Below are 18,058 nucleotides of genomic sequence, written 5' to 3'. Positions count from 1 at the left end.
AGGCCGGTGTACTGAGAGCTTGCCCGCTCGAGAGCGCGGCCCGGCTTCTGGAACGGGAAGGATCAAACCCGATCCAGGCCAGCCACCAGGAGCGCGAGCCCATGCTCGAACGCTTCGTCCCCCGGAAAATCGGGGTCGGGGTCGGTGACGCCCAGTTCCACGAGCTGGGCATGCCCCTGTTCGTCGAAACAGTGCCCGAGAACGAAATGGGTCACCACAGCCGCGGTGAGTGAAGCCCGTGGGCCCGGCAGCAGCCTGGTGAGGTGGGTGATGGGGGAGATCTCTCCCAATCGCATGGAGATCACCGACGCCACCAGCTCGGCTGCGTCACGATGCGCCAACAGAGCCGCTCGGAAGGCACGCGCCCACGTCATGATGATCGCCGCAGGACTGCCCGTGGGGTTGGGGAGATCGCGCAGGATCTCATCGGACAGCGCTGCGAGCATGCCTTGTTTGTTGTCGATGTGCCAGTACAACGCGCCCGGCTGCACACCGAGCTGTGTGGCGATGCGACGCATCGAGAGGTCGGCGAGTCCGTAGGTCTCCAAGATGCCCTGGGCGGCCATCAGGATCTCGTGCCGGTCAAGGGCCACGCGGTCAGTCCTCGAAATCGTCGTCGAGGCGCGCGAGCCATGTGGCAAGACGCTCGACCGGCGTCTCGAACTCGGGGTTGAGGTCGACGAAGGTGCGGAGCTGGTCGGCCAGCCACTCGAAGCTGACCTCCTCGGCTCCGCGACGCTCCGTCAGTTCCTCGATCCCGCGGTCGGTGAAGTACATGACTCAGTTCCGCGGAGCGAAAGCGCGCTCCATCAGGTCAGCCTGCTCCACCTCGTGAATGTGGTGCAGACCGGTTGACGGCGCTGCCGCAGCCTTCCGCGTCACCGGCATCATGACGAACTCCGAACGGCCGGGGAGGGCGTCCTGCATGGCCCCGGGCAGGTGCAGAGCCATGAACGGCCACGGGCCCTGGTTCTCGGGCTCGTCCTGCACCCAACGGATGTCGGTGACATGGCCGAAATCACCGAGGATCTCGGCCAGTTCATCGGTCGGCAGCGGGAAGAGACGCTCGAGCGCCACGATCGCCACCTGTTCGTTGAGGCCCTGCTTCTCGCGGGCCTTCACCAGATCCCAACGGACCTTGCCCGAGCACAGCAGGACGGTCTTGACCTTCGAGGGATCGCTGATCGTCGGGTCCGGCAGAGCGGGACGCCAACGGCCCTCGGTGAAGTCCTCGGGGTTGGACGTGGCCAGCTTGTTGCGCAGCATCGACTTGGGGGTCGCGATCATGAGCGGGCGGTGCCAGTTCACGTAGGCATGCGTACGCAACAGGTGGAAGTGCGACGCCGGCGTCGAGGGCTGGCACACGGCCATGTTGTCCTCGGCGCACAGCTGCAGCCAGCGCTCGATACGGGCCGACGAGTGGTCAGGTCCCTGGCCTTCGTACCCGTGAGGCAGAAGCAGGACGATGCCCGACTTCTGCGTCCACTTGGTCTGACCGGAGCTGATGAACTCGTCCACGATCGTCTGGGCGCCGTTGGCGAAGTCACCGAACTGTGCCTCCCAGCACACCAAGGCCTCGGGGCGGGCCACCGAGTAGCCGTACTCGAAGCCCATCACGGCATATTCGCTGAGCAGCGAGTCGAACACCTGGAACTTGGCCTGATCCTCGCTGAGGTTGCGCAGCGGCATCCACACATCGGAGTTCTCGCGGTCGACGACCGCAGCGAAACGCTGTGAGAACGTGCCTCGGCGCGAATCCTGACCGGTGAGGCGCACCGGGCGTCCTTCGAGCAGGAGCGAACCGAACGCAAGGATCTCGCCGGTCGCCCAGTCGATCGGTCCCTCGAGGATCGCCTTGGAGCGACGCTGGAGCTGGGGGAGCACCTTGCGGTGCACCTTGAAGTCCTCCGGCACATTCACGTGGGCGTTCGCGATCGCGGTCATCATGTCCTGGCTGATGGCCGTGGGTTCGTCGCGGTGACGCTTCTCGGGGTACTGCGGAATGCGGTGGTAGTCCTCGAGCGGCTCGTCCTCGCCGCGGACCTCCTTGAAGACCTCCTCCAGACGCTGCTGGAACTTCGACATCGCCGCCTCGGCGTCTTCCATGGTGATGTCGCCACGGCCGATGAGCGCCTCGGTGTAGAGCTTGCGGGTCGAACGCTTGCGGTCGATGAGGTCGTACATGAGCGGCTGGGTGAAGCTCGGATCGTCACCTTCGTTATGCCCGCGACGGCGGTAGCACACGACGTCGATGACGATGTCCTTGTTGAATTCGCGGCGGAACTCGAAGGCGATGCGGGCGCAACGCACGACTGCTTCGGGATCGTCACCGTTCACGTGAAGGATCGGAGCCCCGATCGACTTGGCCACGTCGGTGGAGTACAGCGACGAACGCGAGGACTGCGGCGAGGTGGTGAAGCCCACCTGGTTGTTGACGACCACATGGATCGTGCCGCCGGTCCGATAGCCGCGCAGCTGCGACATCTGCATGGTCTCGAACACCACGCCCTGCCCGGCGAAAGCGGCGTCACCGTGCAGCAGCACCGGCAGCACCGGGAACTCGGTGGAGCGGTCGAGGATGTCCTGCTTGGCCCGCGTGATGCCTTCGAGAACCGGGTTGACGGCCTCGAGGTGCGAGGGGTTGGCGGCCACCGAGGTACGGATGGTGTTGCCCGTCAGCGCCCGGAACTCGCCTTCGGCGCCCAGGTGGTACTTGACGTCGCCCGAGCCCTCCGACTCACGCGGGTCCAGATTGCCCTCGAACTCACGGAAGATCTGGGCATAGGACTTGCCGACGATGTTGGCCAACACGTTCAGACGTCCGCGGTGCGGCATGCCGATGCAGACCTCGTCGAGACCGGTGTTGGCCGACAGCTCGCACAGCTCGTCGAGCAGCACGATCGTCGACTCGCCGCCTTCGAGCGAGAAACGCTTCTGCCCGACGAACTTCGTCTGGAGGAAGGTCTCGAAGATCTCGGCCTCGTTGAGCTTGTCGAGCACACGCAGGTGCTCTTCGCGGGGGAGTGAGGAGTGCGGTGTCTCGATGCGCTCCTGGATCCACTTGCGCTGCTTGGGGTCATGCAGATGCATGTACTCGATACCGGTGCTGCGGCAGTACGAGTCACGCAGGACGCCGAGGATGTCTCGGAGCTTCATGAATGGCTTGGTGCCGCCGAAGGAACCGGTGGCGAAGGTGCGGTCGAGGTCCCACAGCGTCAGGCCGTGGGTCTCCACGTCCAGGTCGGGGTGTTCGCGCTGCACGTACTCGAGTGGATCCACATCCGCCATGAAGTGACCCGAGGTGCGGTAGGCGTTGATCAGCTCGAACAACTGTGCCTGCTTGCCGATCTGGGCTTCGTGGCTGACCGAGGAGTCAGTGGCCCAGCGGATCGGCTTGTAGGGGATGCGGAGTGCTCGGTAGATGTCGTCGTAGAAGTTGTCGGCTCCGAGCAGCAGTTCGTGCAGACGCTTCAGGAACTCACCGGAGACCGCGCCCTGGATGACGCGGTGGTCGTAGGTGGAGGTGAACGTCATCATCTTCGAGACGCCCATGTCATTGAGGCGCTCGGGGTCAGTGCCCTGGAACTCCGGCGGGTAATCGATGTTCCCGATGCCGATGATGCAGCCCTGGCCCTTCATCAGGCGCGGCACCGAGTGCTGCGTTCCGATCGTGCCGGGGTTGGTCAAGGTGATGGTGGTGCCCTGGAAGTCGGCGAGGCCGAGCTTGCCGTCGCGGGCCTTGGCCACGAGGTCTTCGTAGGCCGCCCAGAACTGGGCGAAGTCGAGATCCTCGGCACCCTTGATCGACGGGACCATGAGCTGGCGGTTGCCGTCCTTGCCGGGAAGGTCGATCGCGAGGCCGAACCCGATGCTCTGCGGCTCCACGATGTGGGGCTTGCCGTCGATCTCCTCGTAGGCGTTGTTCATGGCGGGGACGGACTTGAGCGCCTGCACCATGGCGTAGCCGATGATGTGCGTGAACGAGACCTTGCCGCCGCGTGCCCGACGCAGGTGGTTGTTGATGACGATGCGCTGATCGATCACGAGCTTCATCGGGATCGCGCGCACGCTGGTGGCGGTCGGGATGCTCAGCGACTCATCCATGTTGGCGGCGGTGCGCCCCACAGCTCCCCGCATCCGGGTCTTGACCGGTTCGCCCTTGTCCTCGCTGTCACGGACGGTCGGGTTCGGTGGGTCGGCGGGCAGACCTCCGGGGTTGCCGGGGCGAGCCGGACGCAGATCACGGACGTCATTGGGCTTCTCGACCTTCGCCTCGGGAGAGTTCGCGGGGCGGGCCGGGCTCTCGGCGGAGTCCTTCTCCTTGGCGCGCTGAGCGGCCTTGGCCGAGGAATCGTGATCCGAGGGCATCGGCGCCTTCGGCTCGGGCTTGGTCGGCTCGGGCTTGGTCGCCTCGGGCTTCGTCGCCTCGGGCTGCTTCACCCCCGTTTCAGCCGGCTTGGCAGTGTTCGCGGAGCTCTTCGACACGTCAGACGCGGACTGCTGGGTGTCGCCGTTCCCGCCCTCCGCAGCGAAGTACTCAGCCCAACTCTGGGGAACAGAGGAGGGGTCCTTGGTGTACTTCTCGAACATCTCATCGAAGAGCCAGTCATTGGCTCCGAAGTCTGAATCCTGCTCGGGCGCGGTAGCCACTGTCGCCTTCTTCCGGTCGTCTCTGGATCTCGGTCTTCGATTGCTCGACACAACGGCCAACAGCCGTTGTTGAACATCGATCGACGCACGGCAGCGAGCCTATCGTCTTGACGTGCGTGAACCAGCGTAGCGGGCAGGGAATGTCGTGCCGAACCATGCCTCGGTCACCAACGCGCAGCCCGTCACGAGCAGGATCGCGTTGCGAGCGGTGAGGGCGATGGTGACGCGTACGGTTTCGGGTTCGGCAGCGCCTCCGCCCCAAAGAGAGGGGTACCAGATCGGGTAGACGAGTTGGGTGAGCAGCCCCAGCGTCAGGAGCAGGCCCGTGTTGGTCCAGCGACGCCCGGGACGAGCGTCGAGAGCGATCGCCACGACCATGGGGGCGGCCAGCCACACCAGGTACTGGGGGCTCAGTGTCTTGTTCGTGATGATGACCACTGCGGTCATGGCACTGACGGCGAGAGCCACCCACTGCAGTCTGTCGATGCTCGGGATCCCCGCGCCGGCGGCGTGCTTCGCAGCGGTCAGCCCTTTCACCAACAGGGCGGCGATGATGATGGTTCCTGCGACGGCGGCCAGGGAGCTCCATGCCATCCACTGATCGACGCCGCTGCCGGCCACCTCGAACGCCTTGTATTGGGACATGACGATCTCCTGATCGCCACCGTTGATGCGCGCGAGCATGAGCGGCGTCGCCCACACCGACTCGATCTGTAGACCGCGGTCGCTCTGCCAGGTGAGCGCCGATGCTGTGCGTTCCCACCCGGTCAGTAGCAGACTCAAACAGGCCAGTCCGCCGCCGGCAGCGGCGAAACCCGCTGTCTGGCGCAGGCGTTTGGGCATGACGAGCATGGGGAGCAGGACGGCGGCCGGCCATAGTTTCAACGCTGCCCCCACTGCCACCAGGGCCCCTGCAAGACCTGGGCGGTGACGCAGGAGGAGCAGGGCCACTCCCACGAGCGCTGCGGTGATGACGTCGAAGCGCAGATAGACGATCGTCCCCATTGAGGCGAGGAACCCCGACCAGACGGTGATCGCCAGCAGCGGGCGCGGCGTGTGACGCCACAGCGCCCATGTGAAGGCGGCGTCGGCGGCCAGCATCATGGCCACGAACACGGCGAGGTACTTCTCGGGGTCGCCGGGGGCGAGGAGCTGCGGAGTGCCGAGCAGCCACACCACAGGCACCGGGTATTCGACCAGTGTGGTCGTCACTCCCTGCATGGGCAGCGCCTGGGTGGAGGTGAAGTAGTACTGCACATCGCCCGGGCCGCGGTCACTCGCCAACCATCGGAACCACAGGAGAAGACGCCCGAGCAGGAAGATCCCGAGCGCCACAGCCGGCCGGGACCGGGAGGGGACGCCACCTGAAATGGCGTTCACGGCGCCATCGGAAGCCGCGTGCGACTCCTCGCTGGACCTCGTCGAGTGCGCCATGTCTCTCCTCGGCTGCCTTCTGGGGCTCGGTTCCCTAGGGCTCGGTTCCACTGTGCGGTGAGCGATCGTGCGATGTTCTCATGGCCACTCGGGCCCGCTCCACGGGTGGCCGAATGACCCAAGAGCGCCGCGCGCTCGGTCATGCCGCAGAACATCGTGCCGCAAAACGGGTGAAACCACATGTCATGGGCCGGTGAGGTACCGCGCACCGACCCCAAATGTAGAGAAGCCCCAAAAGTTCAGGGAGTGGCGACGCGGAAAGAAAGGTACAGATGAGGAATGCTGGTGGCGCCCCCGCGAGGATTCGAACCTCGGCTCCCGCCTCCGGAGGGCGGTGCTCTATCCCCTGAGCTACGGGGGCCCGGCTCAGCGTCCCTGCGGGGTGGATGCGTGCGATCCACCGTGCAGGCTCGAAAAGCCGTCGGTAAGCGTAGCACCTAGACTGCGCCGCATGACACACATGCACGTGGCGGGATCGATCCACGCCGATGCGGTGACCCCCGCGCCCAAGTGGCTGCAGCGCCCCGACGATGTCAATGCGATGGTGCAGATGCTGTGGTCCAGCACTGCGTGTCGCAACGATGACGGAGTGATCGAGGTGGGCGGCGTCTCCGTCGTGGAGATCGCCGACCGGATCGGCACCCCGGCCTACGTGATCGACGAGGTCGACTTCCGAGAGCGTCTCGCAGCCTTCCGGGACGCCTTCGCCGGGATGAAGGTCTACTACGCGGGCAAATCCTTCTTGTGCGGAGCCGTGGTCGACTGGGTGGCCGATGAGGGCATGTACCTCGATGTGTGCAGCCACGAGGAGCTCCAGCTGGCGCTGGCGGCCGGTTTCGACGCCGCCCGCATCGGTCTGCATGGCAACAACAAGTCCGAGGCCGAACTCGAACTCGCCGTCACCGCGGGCGTCGGCCGCGTCGTGGTGGATTCGGTCACCGAGATCGAGCGACTCGACCGCATCGCGCAGGAACACCGACGCACGGTCCCGGTGCTGGTGCGCGTCACCGCGGGCGTCGAGGCCCACACCCACGAATACATCTCCACGGCGCACGAGGATCAGAAGTTCGGTCTGGCGATCGGTTCGGGGGCGGCGCTCGATGGGCTGCTGCGGTGCGAACAGGCCGCCGGGATCGACCTGCGGGGCATCCACTCGCACATCGGCTCGCAGATCTTCGATGCCTCCGGGTTCGAGGTGTCCGGAAAACGGACGCTGAAGCTCGCCAAACAAGTGGCGCGGCTCATCGGGCGTGAGCTGCCTGAATTCGATCTGGGCGGTGGTTTCGGGATCGCCTACACCACCATGGACTCACCCATGACGCCCGAAGCGCTCGCCGAACACCTCCGGGAGATCGTCGAACACGAGTGCCGCGCGCTGGAGCTGACGCTGCCCGAACTGTCGATCGAGCCGGGACGCGCGATCAGTGGACCGGCGGGCATGGCGGTCTATCGCGTGGGCACCGTCAAACCGGTCGCCCTGGGCGACGGCATCTACCGCAACTACATCTCGGTGGATGGCGGCATGAGTGACAACATCCGGCCCGCCCTGTACGGGGCCGACTACTCGGGCACGGTGGGAAATCGGGCCTCGACATCCGAACCCGCCCTGGGCCGGGTGGTGGGACGCCACTGCGAATCGGGCGACATCCTTGTCCGCGACGAGTTCTTCCCCTCCGACATCACGCCTGGTGACCTCGTCGTCATCCCCGGGTCGGGCGCCTACAGCCGCGCGATGGCAAGCAACTACAACCATGCGACGCGACCGCCGGTCGTGGGCGTGCGAGACGGGCAGATCACCACTCTCGTGCGCCGGGAATCCATCGACGACCTGTTCGCTCTCGATCCGGTGGTCTCCGCGCGACGTGCGACAACCCCCGACACCGACGCCTGACGGCGTCCACCACCGAAAAAGAACGCCTGACGGCGTCCAAGGCATGGACCGACCAAGACCGGTTCGACGCCGCCGGGCAGCATGAACGATGATGAAGGCTCGCTGTCGAGGTTGAGCCGTGGAAGGTGAGGAATGACGAGCGCTTTGCGAGTGGCCCTGCTCGGATGTGGGACCGTGGGTAGTGAAGTCGTTCGGGTTCTCCAGAACCAGGGCGACGACCTCGCGGCACGCGCCGGTGCGCGGCTCGAGGTGGTCGGGATCGCCGTGCGGCGACTCGACGTCGAACGGCCCGGAATCGATCCCGCACTGTTGACGACCGATGCCGAAGCCTTGGTGCGTCGCGACGATGTCGATCTGGTGGTGGAGGTCATCGGCGGCATCGAGCCCGCGCGCTCGCTGATCCTGGCCGCTTTCGAATCCGGCTCATCGGTCATCACTGCGAACAAGGCCCTGCTGGCCGAGGACGGCCCGACGCTGTTCGCCGCGGCAGAGTCGGCCGGCGTGGACCTTTACTTCGAGGCCGCCGTCGCCGGTGCCATCCCGATCATCCGCCCCTTGAGCGAATCACTCATCGGTGACCAGATCACGCAGGTGATGGGCATCGTCAACGGAACCACCAACTTCATCCTCGACAAGATGCACAACGAGGGCGCCAGCTATGCCGATGTCCTGGCTGAGGCCCAGGAGCTCGGGTACGCCGAGGCCGACCCCACCGCCGACGTCGAGGGTTTCGATGCAGCGGCCAAAGCCGCGATCCTCGCCGGAATCGCCTTCCACACGCGCGTCGCTGCACACGAGGTGTACCGCGAGGGCATCACCGGCATCACCCGCTCCGACATCGAGGCCGCAGCAGAGATGGGCACGGTGGTCAAGTTGCTGGCCATCTGCGAACTGCACACGCAGACCGATGACGCGGGCAACGTCACCGAGACCGTGTCGGCCCGAGTGCATCCAGCGTTGATCCCTGCGACGCATCCGTTGGCGACCGTCGGCGGTCCGTACAACGCTGTGTTCACCGAGTCCACCGGTGCGGGCAGCCTCATGTTCTACGGCGCGGGAGCCGGCGGTGCGCCCACGGCGAGTGCCGTGCTCGGTGACCTCGTCACGGCTGCCCGCAACCGGATGCGCGGTGCGACCGGCCCCGGGGAGAGCGCCTACACGCAGCGTCAGGTGATGCCCATCGGCGAGATCGACACGTGCTACTTCATCAGCATCGACGCCGCTGACCAGCCCGGTGTGCTGGCTGCCATCGCCTCGTGCTTCGCGCATCATGGCGTCTCGGTGCAGACCATGCGGCAGCAGGTCGGCGTCAACCGTGCCGAGACAGCAAGGATCGTCGTGGTCACCCACTCGGCGAAGGAGGCCGCGCTCTCGGCCGTCGTCGAGGAGCTTCGGAGTCTCACCGAGGTGCAGGAAGTTTGTTCCGTGATGCGGGTCGAAGGAGAATGATGGAGTTTCGCGCAGCCCACCCGGGCATCATCGATCGTTACCGGGAGTGGCTCCCGGTGGAGGACGGCGAGCACGTCGCCTCGCTGGGCGAGGGTTCGACGCCGCTGGTTCCGGCCCCGGTCCTGTCCAAGAAGCTCCGTGGCGAGGTGTGGATCAAGGTCGAGGGTGCGAACCCCACCGGTTCGTTCAAGGACCGCGGCATGACGGTCGCCGTCACCAAGGCGGCGGCCGAGGGGGCCGAAGCCGTCGTCTGTGCCTCCACCGGAAACACATCGGCATCCGCCGCGGCCTACGCGGTGCGCGCCGGGCTCAAGCCGATCGTTCTACTGCCTTCGGGGAAGATCGCCAAGGGCAAGCTGGCCCAGGCGATCGTGTACGGCGCCCAGATCGTCCAGGTGGACGGCAACTTCGACCAGTGCCTGACGGTGGCGCGCAAGCTCGCGGAGAACTATCCGGTCGCGCTGGTGAACTCGGTGAACCCGCATCGCCTCGAAGGGCAGAAGACAGCGGCCTTCGAGATCGTCGACGCCTTGGGAACAGCACCCGACATGCATGTCATGCCCATCGGCAACGCGGGCAACATGCCGGCGTACTGGCGGGGGTTCTGCCAGTACGCCGAGGCCGGTCGCACCGACAGGCGTCCGGTCATGTGGGCGGTACAGGCAGAGGGGGCCGCGCCGCTGGTGCTCGGGCACCCGGTGCTCGAACCCGAGACGATCGCTACAGCGATCCGCATCGGGAACCCGGCGTCGGCAGATCTGGCCAAGCAGGCCCGTGAGGAGTCCGGTGGGCGCTTCCTTGCAGTGAGCGATCAGCAGATCCTTGAAGCTCAACGTTTCCTCGCGTCCAAGGAGGGCGTCTTCGTCGAACCGGCGTCGGCGTCGGGCGTCGCAGCCCTGCTCGCCGCTGCTGAACGGGGTGACGTGGAGCCTGGTCAGTTGATCACTGTCACAGTGACCGGCAACGGCCTGAAGGACATCGACACCGCGCTCAGCGGTATCGAGACCTCGCCCGACGTCGTGACGCCGGAGGCCAGCGCGGTCGCCAGCGCCATCGGCCTCGCATGAGCGTCCCGCCGAACGGGCGATCCCCGGTGTTGCCGGTGGGGCGCGCGGTCACTGTCGATGTCGCTGCGAGCAGCGCCAACCTCGGCCCCGGCTTCGACGCCTTCGGACTCGCGCTCGACTGGCGCGACGAGATGACTCTCACGGTTGCCGACGAATCATCATTCGACCTGACCGGGGTCGGTGCCGACACCGTGCCGCGCAACGACGATCACCTCGTGGTGCGGGCCGCCCGCACCACGCTGGCCGCACTGGGGGCTGAGGTCCCCGGTCTCGCCCTGCGGGCGCACAACACGATTCCGCACGGTTCTGGTCTGGGGTCCTCAGCCGCGGCAATCGTCGCGGGAGCCGCGGCGGCGTGGGGGCTCGCTCGCCCCGGTGAGGATCCGGACCCGGAGTGGCTGCTGCAGCAGACCTTCGCCTACGAAGGGCACGGTGACAATCTCGCCGCCTCGATCCGGGGCGGGGCCGTGCTCGCCTGGAATGGTGAGGGCCCGCGCTCGGCGGCTTTGGAGGTGCACCCGGAGGTCGCTGCGGTGGCCTACACCACCGAGCTCTCGGTGGCCACCAAATCGGCTCGCGGGGCGCTGCCGGGCACCGTGCCCCACGGGGACGCGACCATGAACCTGGGGCGGGCGGCGTTGCTGGTGCATGCTCTTGCGCGACGACCCGATTTGTTGCTCGACGCGACCCACGACGTGCTCCACCAACCGTACCGGGCTGAGATGATGCCCGATTCGTGGAATCTGGTGCAGGAGCTGCGCACGCGTGGTCTGGCCGCGTTCATCAGTGGTGCCGGGCCGACGGTCGTGGCGCTGGGGGAGCGAGACGCGCTCGTCGACGCTCCCGAAGCGGCAGGCTTCACCCGTCACGCACTCGAGATCGCAGGTGAGGCCCGAGTCGTCTCCGCGTGACCCTGCAGAGCCGACGACCGTGCTTTGTCGTCGCTGGGAATTCGCTGCTACAGTGGTTCGCCAGAAGCCGATTTCTTCGGTGATCTCCAGAACCTCCCTCTGAGATGCCCTGCGGGCGTGTGCTGCGCACATCGGTCGCTTCGTGCATGTGAGGGCCATGCCTCCTGCGTATGGTCAGAGGTTCTGTTCCCGGTCTAACCATCATTCAGTCACCTGACCGGGTGGGCCGGAGCGCTCAGAGTGAGTGCAGGCCCGAGTGGAAAGGACACTCGTGACAGAAGCAACCGACACCACCCCCTCCCGTCGGCGCCGGGGTGAGGGCCTGCAGGCCCTCGTGCTCCCCGAACTGCGCAAGATTGCAGCAGACATGGGTCTCAAAGGTGTCACCGGACTGCGCAAGGGCGAGCTGATCGCCGCGATCGAAGCGGCCGGTGGCGCGCAGTCGGGGCGTCGTGGCGGAAAGCCCGACGCGCCGAAGGACAACGCGCCGAAGGACAACGCGCCGAAGAGTGCAACCAAGGAGCAGCGCGGCGCCGTGAACACCACGGCTGGCGGCGCCGAGGTGAAACCGGCCAATGACAACGAGGCGGCTGCCGCGCCAGCTGCGGGGTCATCGCGCCGACGCCGCGCGCAGCGTCCCGCCGGAGCCCCCACCGATGGTGCGCCTGTGCAGCAGCCCGCCGATGGCCAGAAGACCGAGCCCCGGGGCGACGCCCCGACCTTGGATCTGGACGACGAGATCGGACGTCGGCTCGAAGCCGACCTCGGTCGTGGTCGCAGCCCTCGGGGTGACCGCAACGCTCAGAACGATCAGAGTGACAAGTCCGATTCCGGCCGCACCGACGAGAACCGTGGACGCGCTCAGCAGCCCGAAGGAAACCGGGAGAACCGCGAGGAGAAGGCATCCGGTGCCGACCGCTCCGGCGAGTCCGGCCAGGGTGGTGGCAGCAATGATCCGCAGGATCAGGGGCGGGACCGGTCCGGCAACCGGGATCGCAACCAGAACCAGCGGGACGGGAACAACGATTCCGGCGGTGGACGCCGCGGACGTCGTCGCCGCAACCGCGATCGGCAGAACCGCCGCAACCGCGATCGTTTCGATGCTGAACCCACCGTCTCCGAGGACGACGTTCTGCTCGACATCTCCGGCATCCTCGATGTGCTCGACAACTACGCATTCGTCCGTACCTCGGGTTACCTGCCCGGGCAGAACGATGCCTATGTCTCCTTGGCGATGGTCAAGAAACACGGTCTCCGCAAGGGAGATGTCGTCAGTGGTGCGATCCGGCAGCGGCGCGATGGGGAACGCAAGGAGAAGTTCAACCCGTTGGTGCGTATCGACCGCATCAACGGGGAGGCTCCTGACAAGCAGCGCGACCGCGTCGACTTCAACAAGCTGACGCCCCTGTACCCGCAGGAACGCCTCAAGCTCGAGTGCATCCCCACCGAGATGACCACGCGCATCGTCGACCTCATCGCCCCCATCGGCAAGGGGCAGCGTGGCTTGATCGTCGCTCCGCCGAAGGCGGGCAAGACGATGGTGCTGCAGCACATCGCCAACGCGATCACCACGAACAACCCCGAGGTCCACCTCATGGTCGTGCTCGTCGACGAGCGGCCCGAGGAGGTCACCGACATGGAGCGGACCGTCCAGGGTGAGGTCATCGCCTCCACCTTCGACCGTCCGCCGGACGATCACACCACCGTCGCCGAGCTGGCGATCGAGCGCGCCAAGCGTCTGGTGGAGCTCGGGCATGACGTGGTGGTGCTCCTGGACTCGATCACGCGTCTGGGGCGGGCTTACAACATCGCCGCACCGGCGTCGGGACGCATCCTCTCCGGTGGCGTGGACTCAGCGGCCCTGTACCCGCCGAAGAAGTTCTTCGGTGCGGCACGCAATATCGAGAACGGTGGATCGCTGACGATTCTTGCGACCACCCTGATCGAGACCGGCTCCAAGATGGACGATGTCATCTTCGAGGAGTTCAAGGGCACCGGCAACATGGAGCTGCGCCTGCGCCGTGAATACGCGGACAAGCGCATCTTCCCCGCGATCGACGTGGACGCCTCCGGCACGCGTCGTGAGGAACTGCTGCTCTCGCGTCAGGAACTCAACATCATCTGGAAGCTGCGTCGGGTGCTTTCGGGCATGGACGGTCAGCAGGCTCTGGAGATGCTGCTCAAGCAGATGCGCAAGACGCGGAACAACACCGAGTTCCTCATGCAGATCAGCAAGACGACACCCGGCCACGAGTGACCCGGACCGCGCTTGGACTTTGGCGTCTGGGTCCATGTGCGGCACAATTGACCCTCGCGCCGGTTCACCCCAGAGCGCGTTCGTCCAACGGGGACGGTCGCAGGGGACCCGGAGCAGATGACAAGGAGACTCCCATGAAGCAAGGCATCCACCCCGAGTACGTGGACACCACGGTGACGTGCACCTGTGGCAACACCTTCACCACCCGTTCCGCTGCCGACGGCGGCGCAATCCGAGCCGACGTCTGCTCGGAGTGCCACCCGTTCTACACCGGCAAGCAGAAGATCCTCGACACCGGTGGTCGCGTGGCCCGCTTCGAGAAGCGCTACGCCAACATCAAGCGCAAGAACAAGAAGGACTGAACCACCTCCGGTGGGCCAGCCCCCTCAGAACGCTGGCGCGTTCAGGCGCATGGACGAAGAAGCGTCCGAACGCGCGGACAGGGCCGCGAAGATCCGTGAGGAATTCGCGGCCCTCGAGCATTCCCTCGCCGATCCTGCGGTGCATGCCGACCAGGGGAAAGCCCGGCGTCTCGCGCGTCGGCACGCCGAGCTGACCCCCATCGTGCGGGCCTTCGATGAGCTCGAAGAGCTGCGTGGGGATCGAGAGGCGGCCGAGGAGCTCGCCGCCGAGTCGCCGTCGTTCCGTTCGGAGGTCGAGGCCATCGACGAACGTCTGGTGGAGATCGAACAGCGTCTGGTGGAGCTGTTGGCCCCACGGGACCCGAATGATTCGGCCGATGCCATCGTCGAGATCCAGTCCGGCGCTGGTGGTGAGGAATCGGCTCTGTTCGCCGGGGACCTCCTGCGCATGTACACCCGATACGCCGAGGCGGTCGGCTGGAGCGTCGAACTGCTCGACTCCGCCGAGAGCGACCTCGGCGGCTACAAGGACGTCGTGGTGGCGATCAAGGCCGGTCGTGCCGCCGACCCGCACGCGATGCCCTACGGCGTGCTGAAATTCGAAGGCGGCGTCCACCGCGTCCAGCGAGTCCCGGTGACCGAATCCCAAGGGCGTATCCACACCAGCGCCGCGGGGGTCCTCGTGTTCCCCGACGTCGATGACGATGAGGTCGAGATCGACGAGGGTGATCTGCGCATCGACGTGTTCCGAGCCTCCGGGCCCGGCGGTCAGGGCGTCAACACCACAGATTCGGCCGTGCGTATCACGCACCTGCCCTCGGGGATCGTCGTCTCGTGCCAGAACGAGCGGTCGCAGATGCAGAATCGGCAGCAGGCCCTGCGCATGCTTCGAGCCAAGCTCGTGGACGCGGCGGCCGCCGAGGCAGAGGCCGCTGCGAGCGAGGCTCGCCGCTCCCAGGTGCGTACGGTGGATCGCAGCGAACGGGTCCGTACCTACAACTTCCCTGAGAACCGCATCGCCGACCACCGCATCGGATACAAGGCCCACAACCTCGATCAGGTCCTGGGCGGGGACCTGCAGCCTCTGCTCACCGCGCTCGCCGATGCCGACCGCGCCGCGCGCCTGGCCAGCACACCATGACCGGGAACACGCCATGACCGGGAACGGGCCGGTGATCGAGCCGGGGCCCGCCACTGCGGTGGCCCGCGCCGTGGCCCGGCATCTCTCCGCGGCGGGGATGGCCTCTCCAGACGCCGACGCCCGCCAGCTGGTTGCCCATGTCATCGGAGTGGGCGCCTCACGACTGTTCACCGCCGACGTGGATGCCGCCGCGCTCCCGATCCTGACCGAACTGGTCACGCGGCGTGGCGCAGGCGAACCCCTGCAGCACCTGACTGGCGTCACGGGCTTCCGCACCATCGAGGTGTCGGTCGGGCCCGGGGTGTTCATTCCGCGTCCCGAGACCGAGACCATGGTGCAGGCCGCGCTGGACTGGATCCTCACCGAGCGTCTCCGTGCGCCACGGGTGGTGGATCTGTGCACCGGGTCGGGCGTCATTGCCGCTGCACTGGCCGCCGAACTCGGTGAAGCCGATGTCGACGCCGACATCCACGCCGTGGAGTTGAGTGATGAGGCGCTCGATCATGCCCACCGAAACCTCTCGGGCACCGGCGTCCATCTCCACGCCGGAGGCATGGCGCAGGCCCTGCCGGAGTTCAACGGCACCGTCGACGTGGTCATCTCCAACCCGCCCTATGTGCCGCTCGAGGCGTGGGAGAGCGTCCCGGCAGAGGTCCGTGATCACGATCCACACCTGGCGCTCTTCTCCGGTGATGATGGCCTGGATGCGATGCACGTGGTGTCACAGGTTGCCCGACGCCTTCTCAAGCCCGGTGGTCTGGTGCTGGCCGAACATGCCGAGGTGCAGCACGACGCCGTCATCGAGCTGTTCACTGCCGACGGTTGGGCGCACGTCCGCGACAACCGCGACCTCACGGGGCGGTGGCGCTTCGTCACCGCCATCGCGCCTGTTGGCTCCGGGAGCTCCATGGCATAGTGGCGCTGTGAGTGACGCGTCGGTGAACATCCATTCGCTCGAGCGGGAGCCCGAGTCCGCCATGGAGGCCGCTGTGACAGCGGTGCGAGCGGGGGAGTGCATCGTGCTACCCACCGACACCGTCTACGGGATCGGCGCAGACGCCTTCAACGCTGCAGCGGTCGCCAAACTCCTTGCCGCGAAGGGGCGTGGACGTGACATGCCGCCACCGGTGCTCGTGGGCGACCCTCAGGTCATGATGGCTCTCGGCACGGACATCAGCGATCACGCCAAGGAGCTCGCGGCCGAACACTGGCCGGGAGCCCTGACCATCATCGTCACCGCGCAGCAGAGCCTGCAGATGGATCTGGGGGAGACGCGGGGGACCATCGCCATCCGCGTCCCCGATGATGACGCCACCCGTGAGCTGCTTCGTCGGACCGGGCCGCTGGCTGTGTCCAGCGCGAACCGGAGTGGCCACCCGGCTGCCGGCACCGTCGCCGAAGCCAAACGGCAGCTGGGGGGCAGCGTCGCGGTCTATCTGGACGGTGGTGATCGCAGCGGCAACGCTCCTTCCACCATCATCGACTTCACGCGCTCCAAGTACGGCACTGTGCTGCGGCACGGGGCCTTGGGACTCGAACTTCTCCGGGAGACCGTCCCCTTCCTGGAGGATGGTGCTCCCACGGAGAAGCCCACCACAGGCGGTTCCAACGCCGAGGTACCAAGTGCTGATGAGGCTGGAGCCGATGAGTCCGGCGTCGGCGAGCAGGAGCAGCCCCCGAGTGCGTGAGTACGTCCTGGTGTGTCTGATCGCCGCCTGCACCACCTACCTGGTGTGCGGTATGGCGCGGCGTCTGGCTCTGCGAACGGGGGCCGTGGCGCGCGTCCGTGAGCGTGACATCCATGTGAAACCCGTGCCGTACTTCGGTGGTGTCGCGATGTTGGGCGGGGTCGGCGCCTCGTTCTTCATGGCGACCAAACTGCCCTTCCTCGGACGCAATGAGCTGATCGAGAACGACATCGGAGCGGTCTTCATCGCAGCGACGGTGATCTGTGCGGTCGGGGTGCTCGACGACCTGTTCGAGATCAACGCCATCACGAAACTGGCTGGCCAGGTGTTGGCCGCGGGGCTCGTGGTGGTCGGTGGTGTGCAGATGTTGTGGATCCCGCTGCCGAGCACGGTCATCTCACTGGACACCTCGGCATCCATCGCGATCACGGTGTTCTTCATCGTGCTGTGCACCAACGCGGTCAACTACGTCGACGGTCTGGACGGGCTGGCCACGGGGGTCGTGGGCATCGGCGCTGCGGCGTTCTTCGGTTACTGCTATGTGCTGGTGGCCGATCAGAACCTGTCCCGAGCGAGCACCGCGAGCCTCATCACCGTGGCCATCGTGGGGGTCTGCCTGGGCTTCCTGCCGCACAACTTCCACCCTGCCCGGATGTTCATGGGCGACTCGGGTTCGATGCTGCTGGGGCTGTTGCTGGCATCGTCCTCGATCTCGCTCACCGGGCAGTTCGACTCGGCGCCGCTCCAGGACGGGGGACAGGGGCTCCTGCCCGCCTACCTGCCCCTGGTGCTGCCGCTGGCGATCGTGGCACTTCCGATCCTCGACTTCACCCTTGCCTTCCTCCGGCGCACCTATCGAGGCAATCCCTTCTGGGTCGCCGACAAACAGCACCTGCATCACCGACTTCTGGAACGCGGTCATTCCCATCGTCGTGCGGTGCTGCTCATGTATGTCTGGTCCGGGCTGATCAGTTTCGGTGTGGCCCTGATCGGTCTGACGCAGTTCTGGTGGGTTGCAGTCCTGTTCATCATCGCGGCCGGGGTCGTGACGGTACTGACCGTCCGAGGAAACCGTCAGATGAAGCCCTCCCCCCGGGAACTGGCGGGGAAGACACCGCAGCGCACCGAGCCCCGAGGCTGAGTCGGTCCCGACTCGAGATGCCCACCACGGTGAGATTGTGCTACCTTTCACAAAGTCCCAAGATCCT

Annotated in this window: 14 protein-coding genes and 1 tRNA gene; 10 read left to right on the top strand and 5 right to left on the bottom strand. The window is 66.3% G+C overall.

What is annotated here, in order from left to right; all coding sequences use genetic code 11:
• Nucleotides 1-62 precede the first annotated feature (62 nt).
• The 5 genes from FB460_RS07120 to FB460_RS07100 all read right to left on the bottom strand — a co-directional run bounded on the left by FB460_RS07120 (nucleotide 63) and on the right by FB460_RS07100 (nucleotide 6,445).
• The gene (locus FB460_RS07120) at nucleotides 63-593 is read right to left on the bottom strand and encodes a TetR family transcriptional regulator (RefSeq protein ID WP_142093468.1); all 531 of its coding nucleotides are present in this window, start codon (nucleotides 591-593) and stop codon (nucleotides 63-65) included.
• A 4-nt stretch (nucleotides 594-597) separates the two neighbouring features.
• Complete coding sequence (locus tag FB460_RS07115) at nucleotides 598-777, bottom strand: DUF6104 family protein (RefSeq protein WP_142093467.1); 180 nt, start codon at nucleotides 775-777, stop codon at nucleotides 598-600.
• 3 nt (nucleotides 778-780) lie between these two features.
• Complete coding sequence (locus FB460_RS07110) at nucleotides 781-4,650, bottom strand: multifunctional oxoglutarate decarboxylase/oxoglutarate dehydrogenase thiamine pyrophosphate-binding subunit/dihydrolipoyllysine-residue succinyltransferase subunit (protein ID WP_142093466.1); 3,870 nt, start codon at nucleotides 4,648-4,650, stop codon at nucleotides 781-783.
• Between the two features lie 99 nt (nucleotides 4,651-4,749).
• Nucleotides 4,750-6,084, bottom strand: a complete 1,335-nt coding sequence (locus FB460_RS07105) for a glycosyltransferase 87 family protein (protein ID WP_142093465.1) — start codon at nucleotides 6,082-6,084, stop codon at nucleotides 4,750-4,752.
• A 286-nt stretch (nucleotides 6,085-6,370) separates the two neighbouring features.
• Nucleotides 6,371-6,445: transfer RNA gene (locus tag FB460_RS07100), tRNA-Arg, on the bottom strand.
• Nucleotides 6,446-6,535: 90 nt separating this feature from the next.
• On the opposite strand from FB460_RS07100, the gene lysA reads away from it, so the two are divergent.
• From lysA to FB460_RS07050, 10 genes are all read left to right on the top strand, one after another.
• Complete coding sequence (gene lysA / locus FB460_RS07095; RefSeq protein ID WP_142093464.1) at nucleotides 6,536-7,975, top strand: diaminopimelate decarboxylase; 1,440 nt, start codon at nucleotides 6,536-6,538, stop codon at nucleotides 7,973-7,975.
• A gap of 132 nt (nucleotides 7,976-8,107) precedes the next feature.
• Nucleotides 8,108-9,424, top strand: a complete 1,317-nt coding sequence (locus FB460_RS07090) for a homoserine dehydrogenase (RefSeq protein ID WP_142093463.1) — start codon at nucleotides 8,108-8,110, stop codon at nucleotides 9,422-9,424.
• Nucleotides 9,421-10,491 (top strand): threonine synthase, encoded by a 1,071-nt coding sequence (thrC, locus tag FB460_RS07085; protein ID WP_142093462.1) that lies wholly within the window; start codon nucleotides 9,421-9,423, stop codon nucleotides 10,489-10,491. The genes FB460_RS07090 and thrC overlap by 4 nt, the downstream gene beginning before the upstream one ends.
• 35 nt (nucleotides 10,492-10,526) lie before the next feature.
• Nucleotides 10,527-11,402, top strand: a complete 876-nt coding sequence (gene thrB, locus FB460_RS07080) for a homoserine kinase (RefSeq protein ID WP_425466993.1) — start codon at nucleotides 10,527-10,529, stop codon at nucleotides 11,400-11,402.
• A 271-nt stretch (nucleotides 11,403-11,673) separates the two neighbouring features.
• Entirely contained in the window at nucleotides 11,674-13,659 is a 1,986-nt protein-coding gene (gene rho, locus FB460_RS07075; protein ID WP_211345900.1) for a transcription termination factor Rho, read from the top strand.
• Between the two features lie 134 nt (nucleotides 13,660-13,793).
• Nucleotides 13,794-14,021, top strand: a complete 228-nt coding sequence (gene rpmE / locus FB460_RS07070) for a 50S ribosomal protein L31 (protein WP_142093459.1) — start codon at nucleotides 13,794-13,796, stop codon at nucleotides 14,019-14,021.
• Between the two features lie 49 nt (nucleotides 14,022-14,070).
• The gene (gene prfA, locus FB460_RS07065; RefSeq protein WP_142093458.1) at nucleotides 14,071-15,162 is read left to right on the top strand and encodes a peptide chain release factor 1; all 1,092 of its coding nucleotides are present in this window, start codon (nucleotides 14,071-14,073) and stop codon (nucleotides 15,160-15,162) included.
• 13 nt (nucleotides 15,163-15,175) lie between these two features.
• Nucleotides 15,176-16,078, top strand: coding sequence for a peptide chain release factor N(5)-glutamine methyltransferase (gene prmC, locus FB460_RS07060; RefSeq protein ID WP_142094252.1), 903 nt, complete (start codon nucleotides 15,176-15,178; stop codon nucleotides 16,076-16,078).
• 7 nt (nucleotides 16,079-16,085) lie between these two features.
• The gene (locus FB460_RS07055; RefSeq protein WP_170209986.1) at nucleotides 16,086-16,850 is read left to right on the top strand and encodes an L-threonylcarbamoyladenylate synthase; all 765 of its coding nucleotides are present in this window, start codon (nucleotides 16,086-16,088) and stop codon (nucleotides 16,848-16,850) included.
• The gene (locus FB460_RS07050; RefSeq protein WP_142093456.1) at nucleotides 16,843-17,991 is read left to right on the top strand and encodes a glycosyltransferase family 4 protein; all 1,149 of its coding nucleotides are present in this window, start codon (nucleotides 16,843-16,845) and stop codon (nucleotides 17,989-17,991) included. Before FB460_RS07055 ends, FB460_RS07050 begins: the two co-directional genes overlap by 8 nt.
• Nucleotides 17,992-18,058: the final 67 nt, after the last annotated feature.

Source organism: Propioniferax innocua, assembly GCF_006716235.1.
GTDB classification, from domain to species: domain Bacteria; phylum Actinomycetota; class Actinomycetes; order Propionibacteriales; family Propionibacteriaceae; genus Propioniferax; species Propioniferax innocua.
Note: the sequence above shows the minus strand (reverse complement) of the source record. Positions and strands in the feature narration are given on the sequence as shown.

Coding starts and splice junctions, on each gene's coding strand:
- FB460_RS07090 (WP_142093463.1), top strand. CDS start 8,108: ATGACGAGCGCTTTGCGAGTGGCCCTGCTCGGATGTGGGACCGTGGGT.
- lysA (WP_142093464.1), top strand. CDS start 6,536: ATGACACACATGCACGTGGCGGGATCGATCCACGCCGATGCGGTGACC.
- prmC (WP_142094252.1), top strand. CDS start 15,176: ATGACCGGGAACGGGCCGGTGATCGAGCCGGGGCCCGCCACTGCGGTG.
- prfA (WP_142093458.1), top strand. CDS start 14,071: ATGGACGAAGAAGCGTCCGAACGCGCGGACAGGGCCGCGAAGATCCGT.
- rpmE (WP_142093459.1), top strand. CDS start 13,794: ATGAAGCAAGGCATCCACCCCGAGTACGTGGACACCACGGTGACGTGC.
- FB460_RS07105 (WP_142093465.1), bottom strand. CDS start 6,084: ATGGCGCACTCGACGAGGTCCAGCGAGGAGTCGCACGCGGCTTCCGAT.
- thrC (WP_142093462.1), top strand. CDS start 9,421: ATGATGGAGTTTCGCGCAGCCCACCCGGGCATCATCGATCGTTACCGG.
- FB460_RS07115 (WP_142093467.1), bottom strand. CDS start 777: ATGTACTTCACCGACCGCGGGATCGAGGAACTGACGGAGCGTCGCGGA.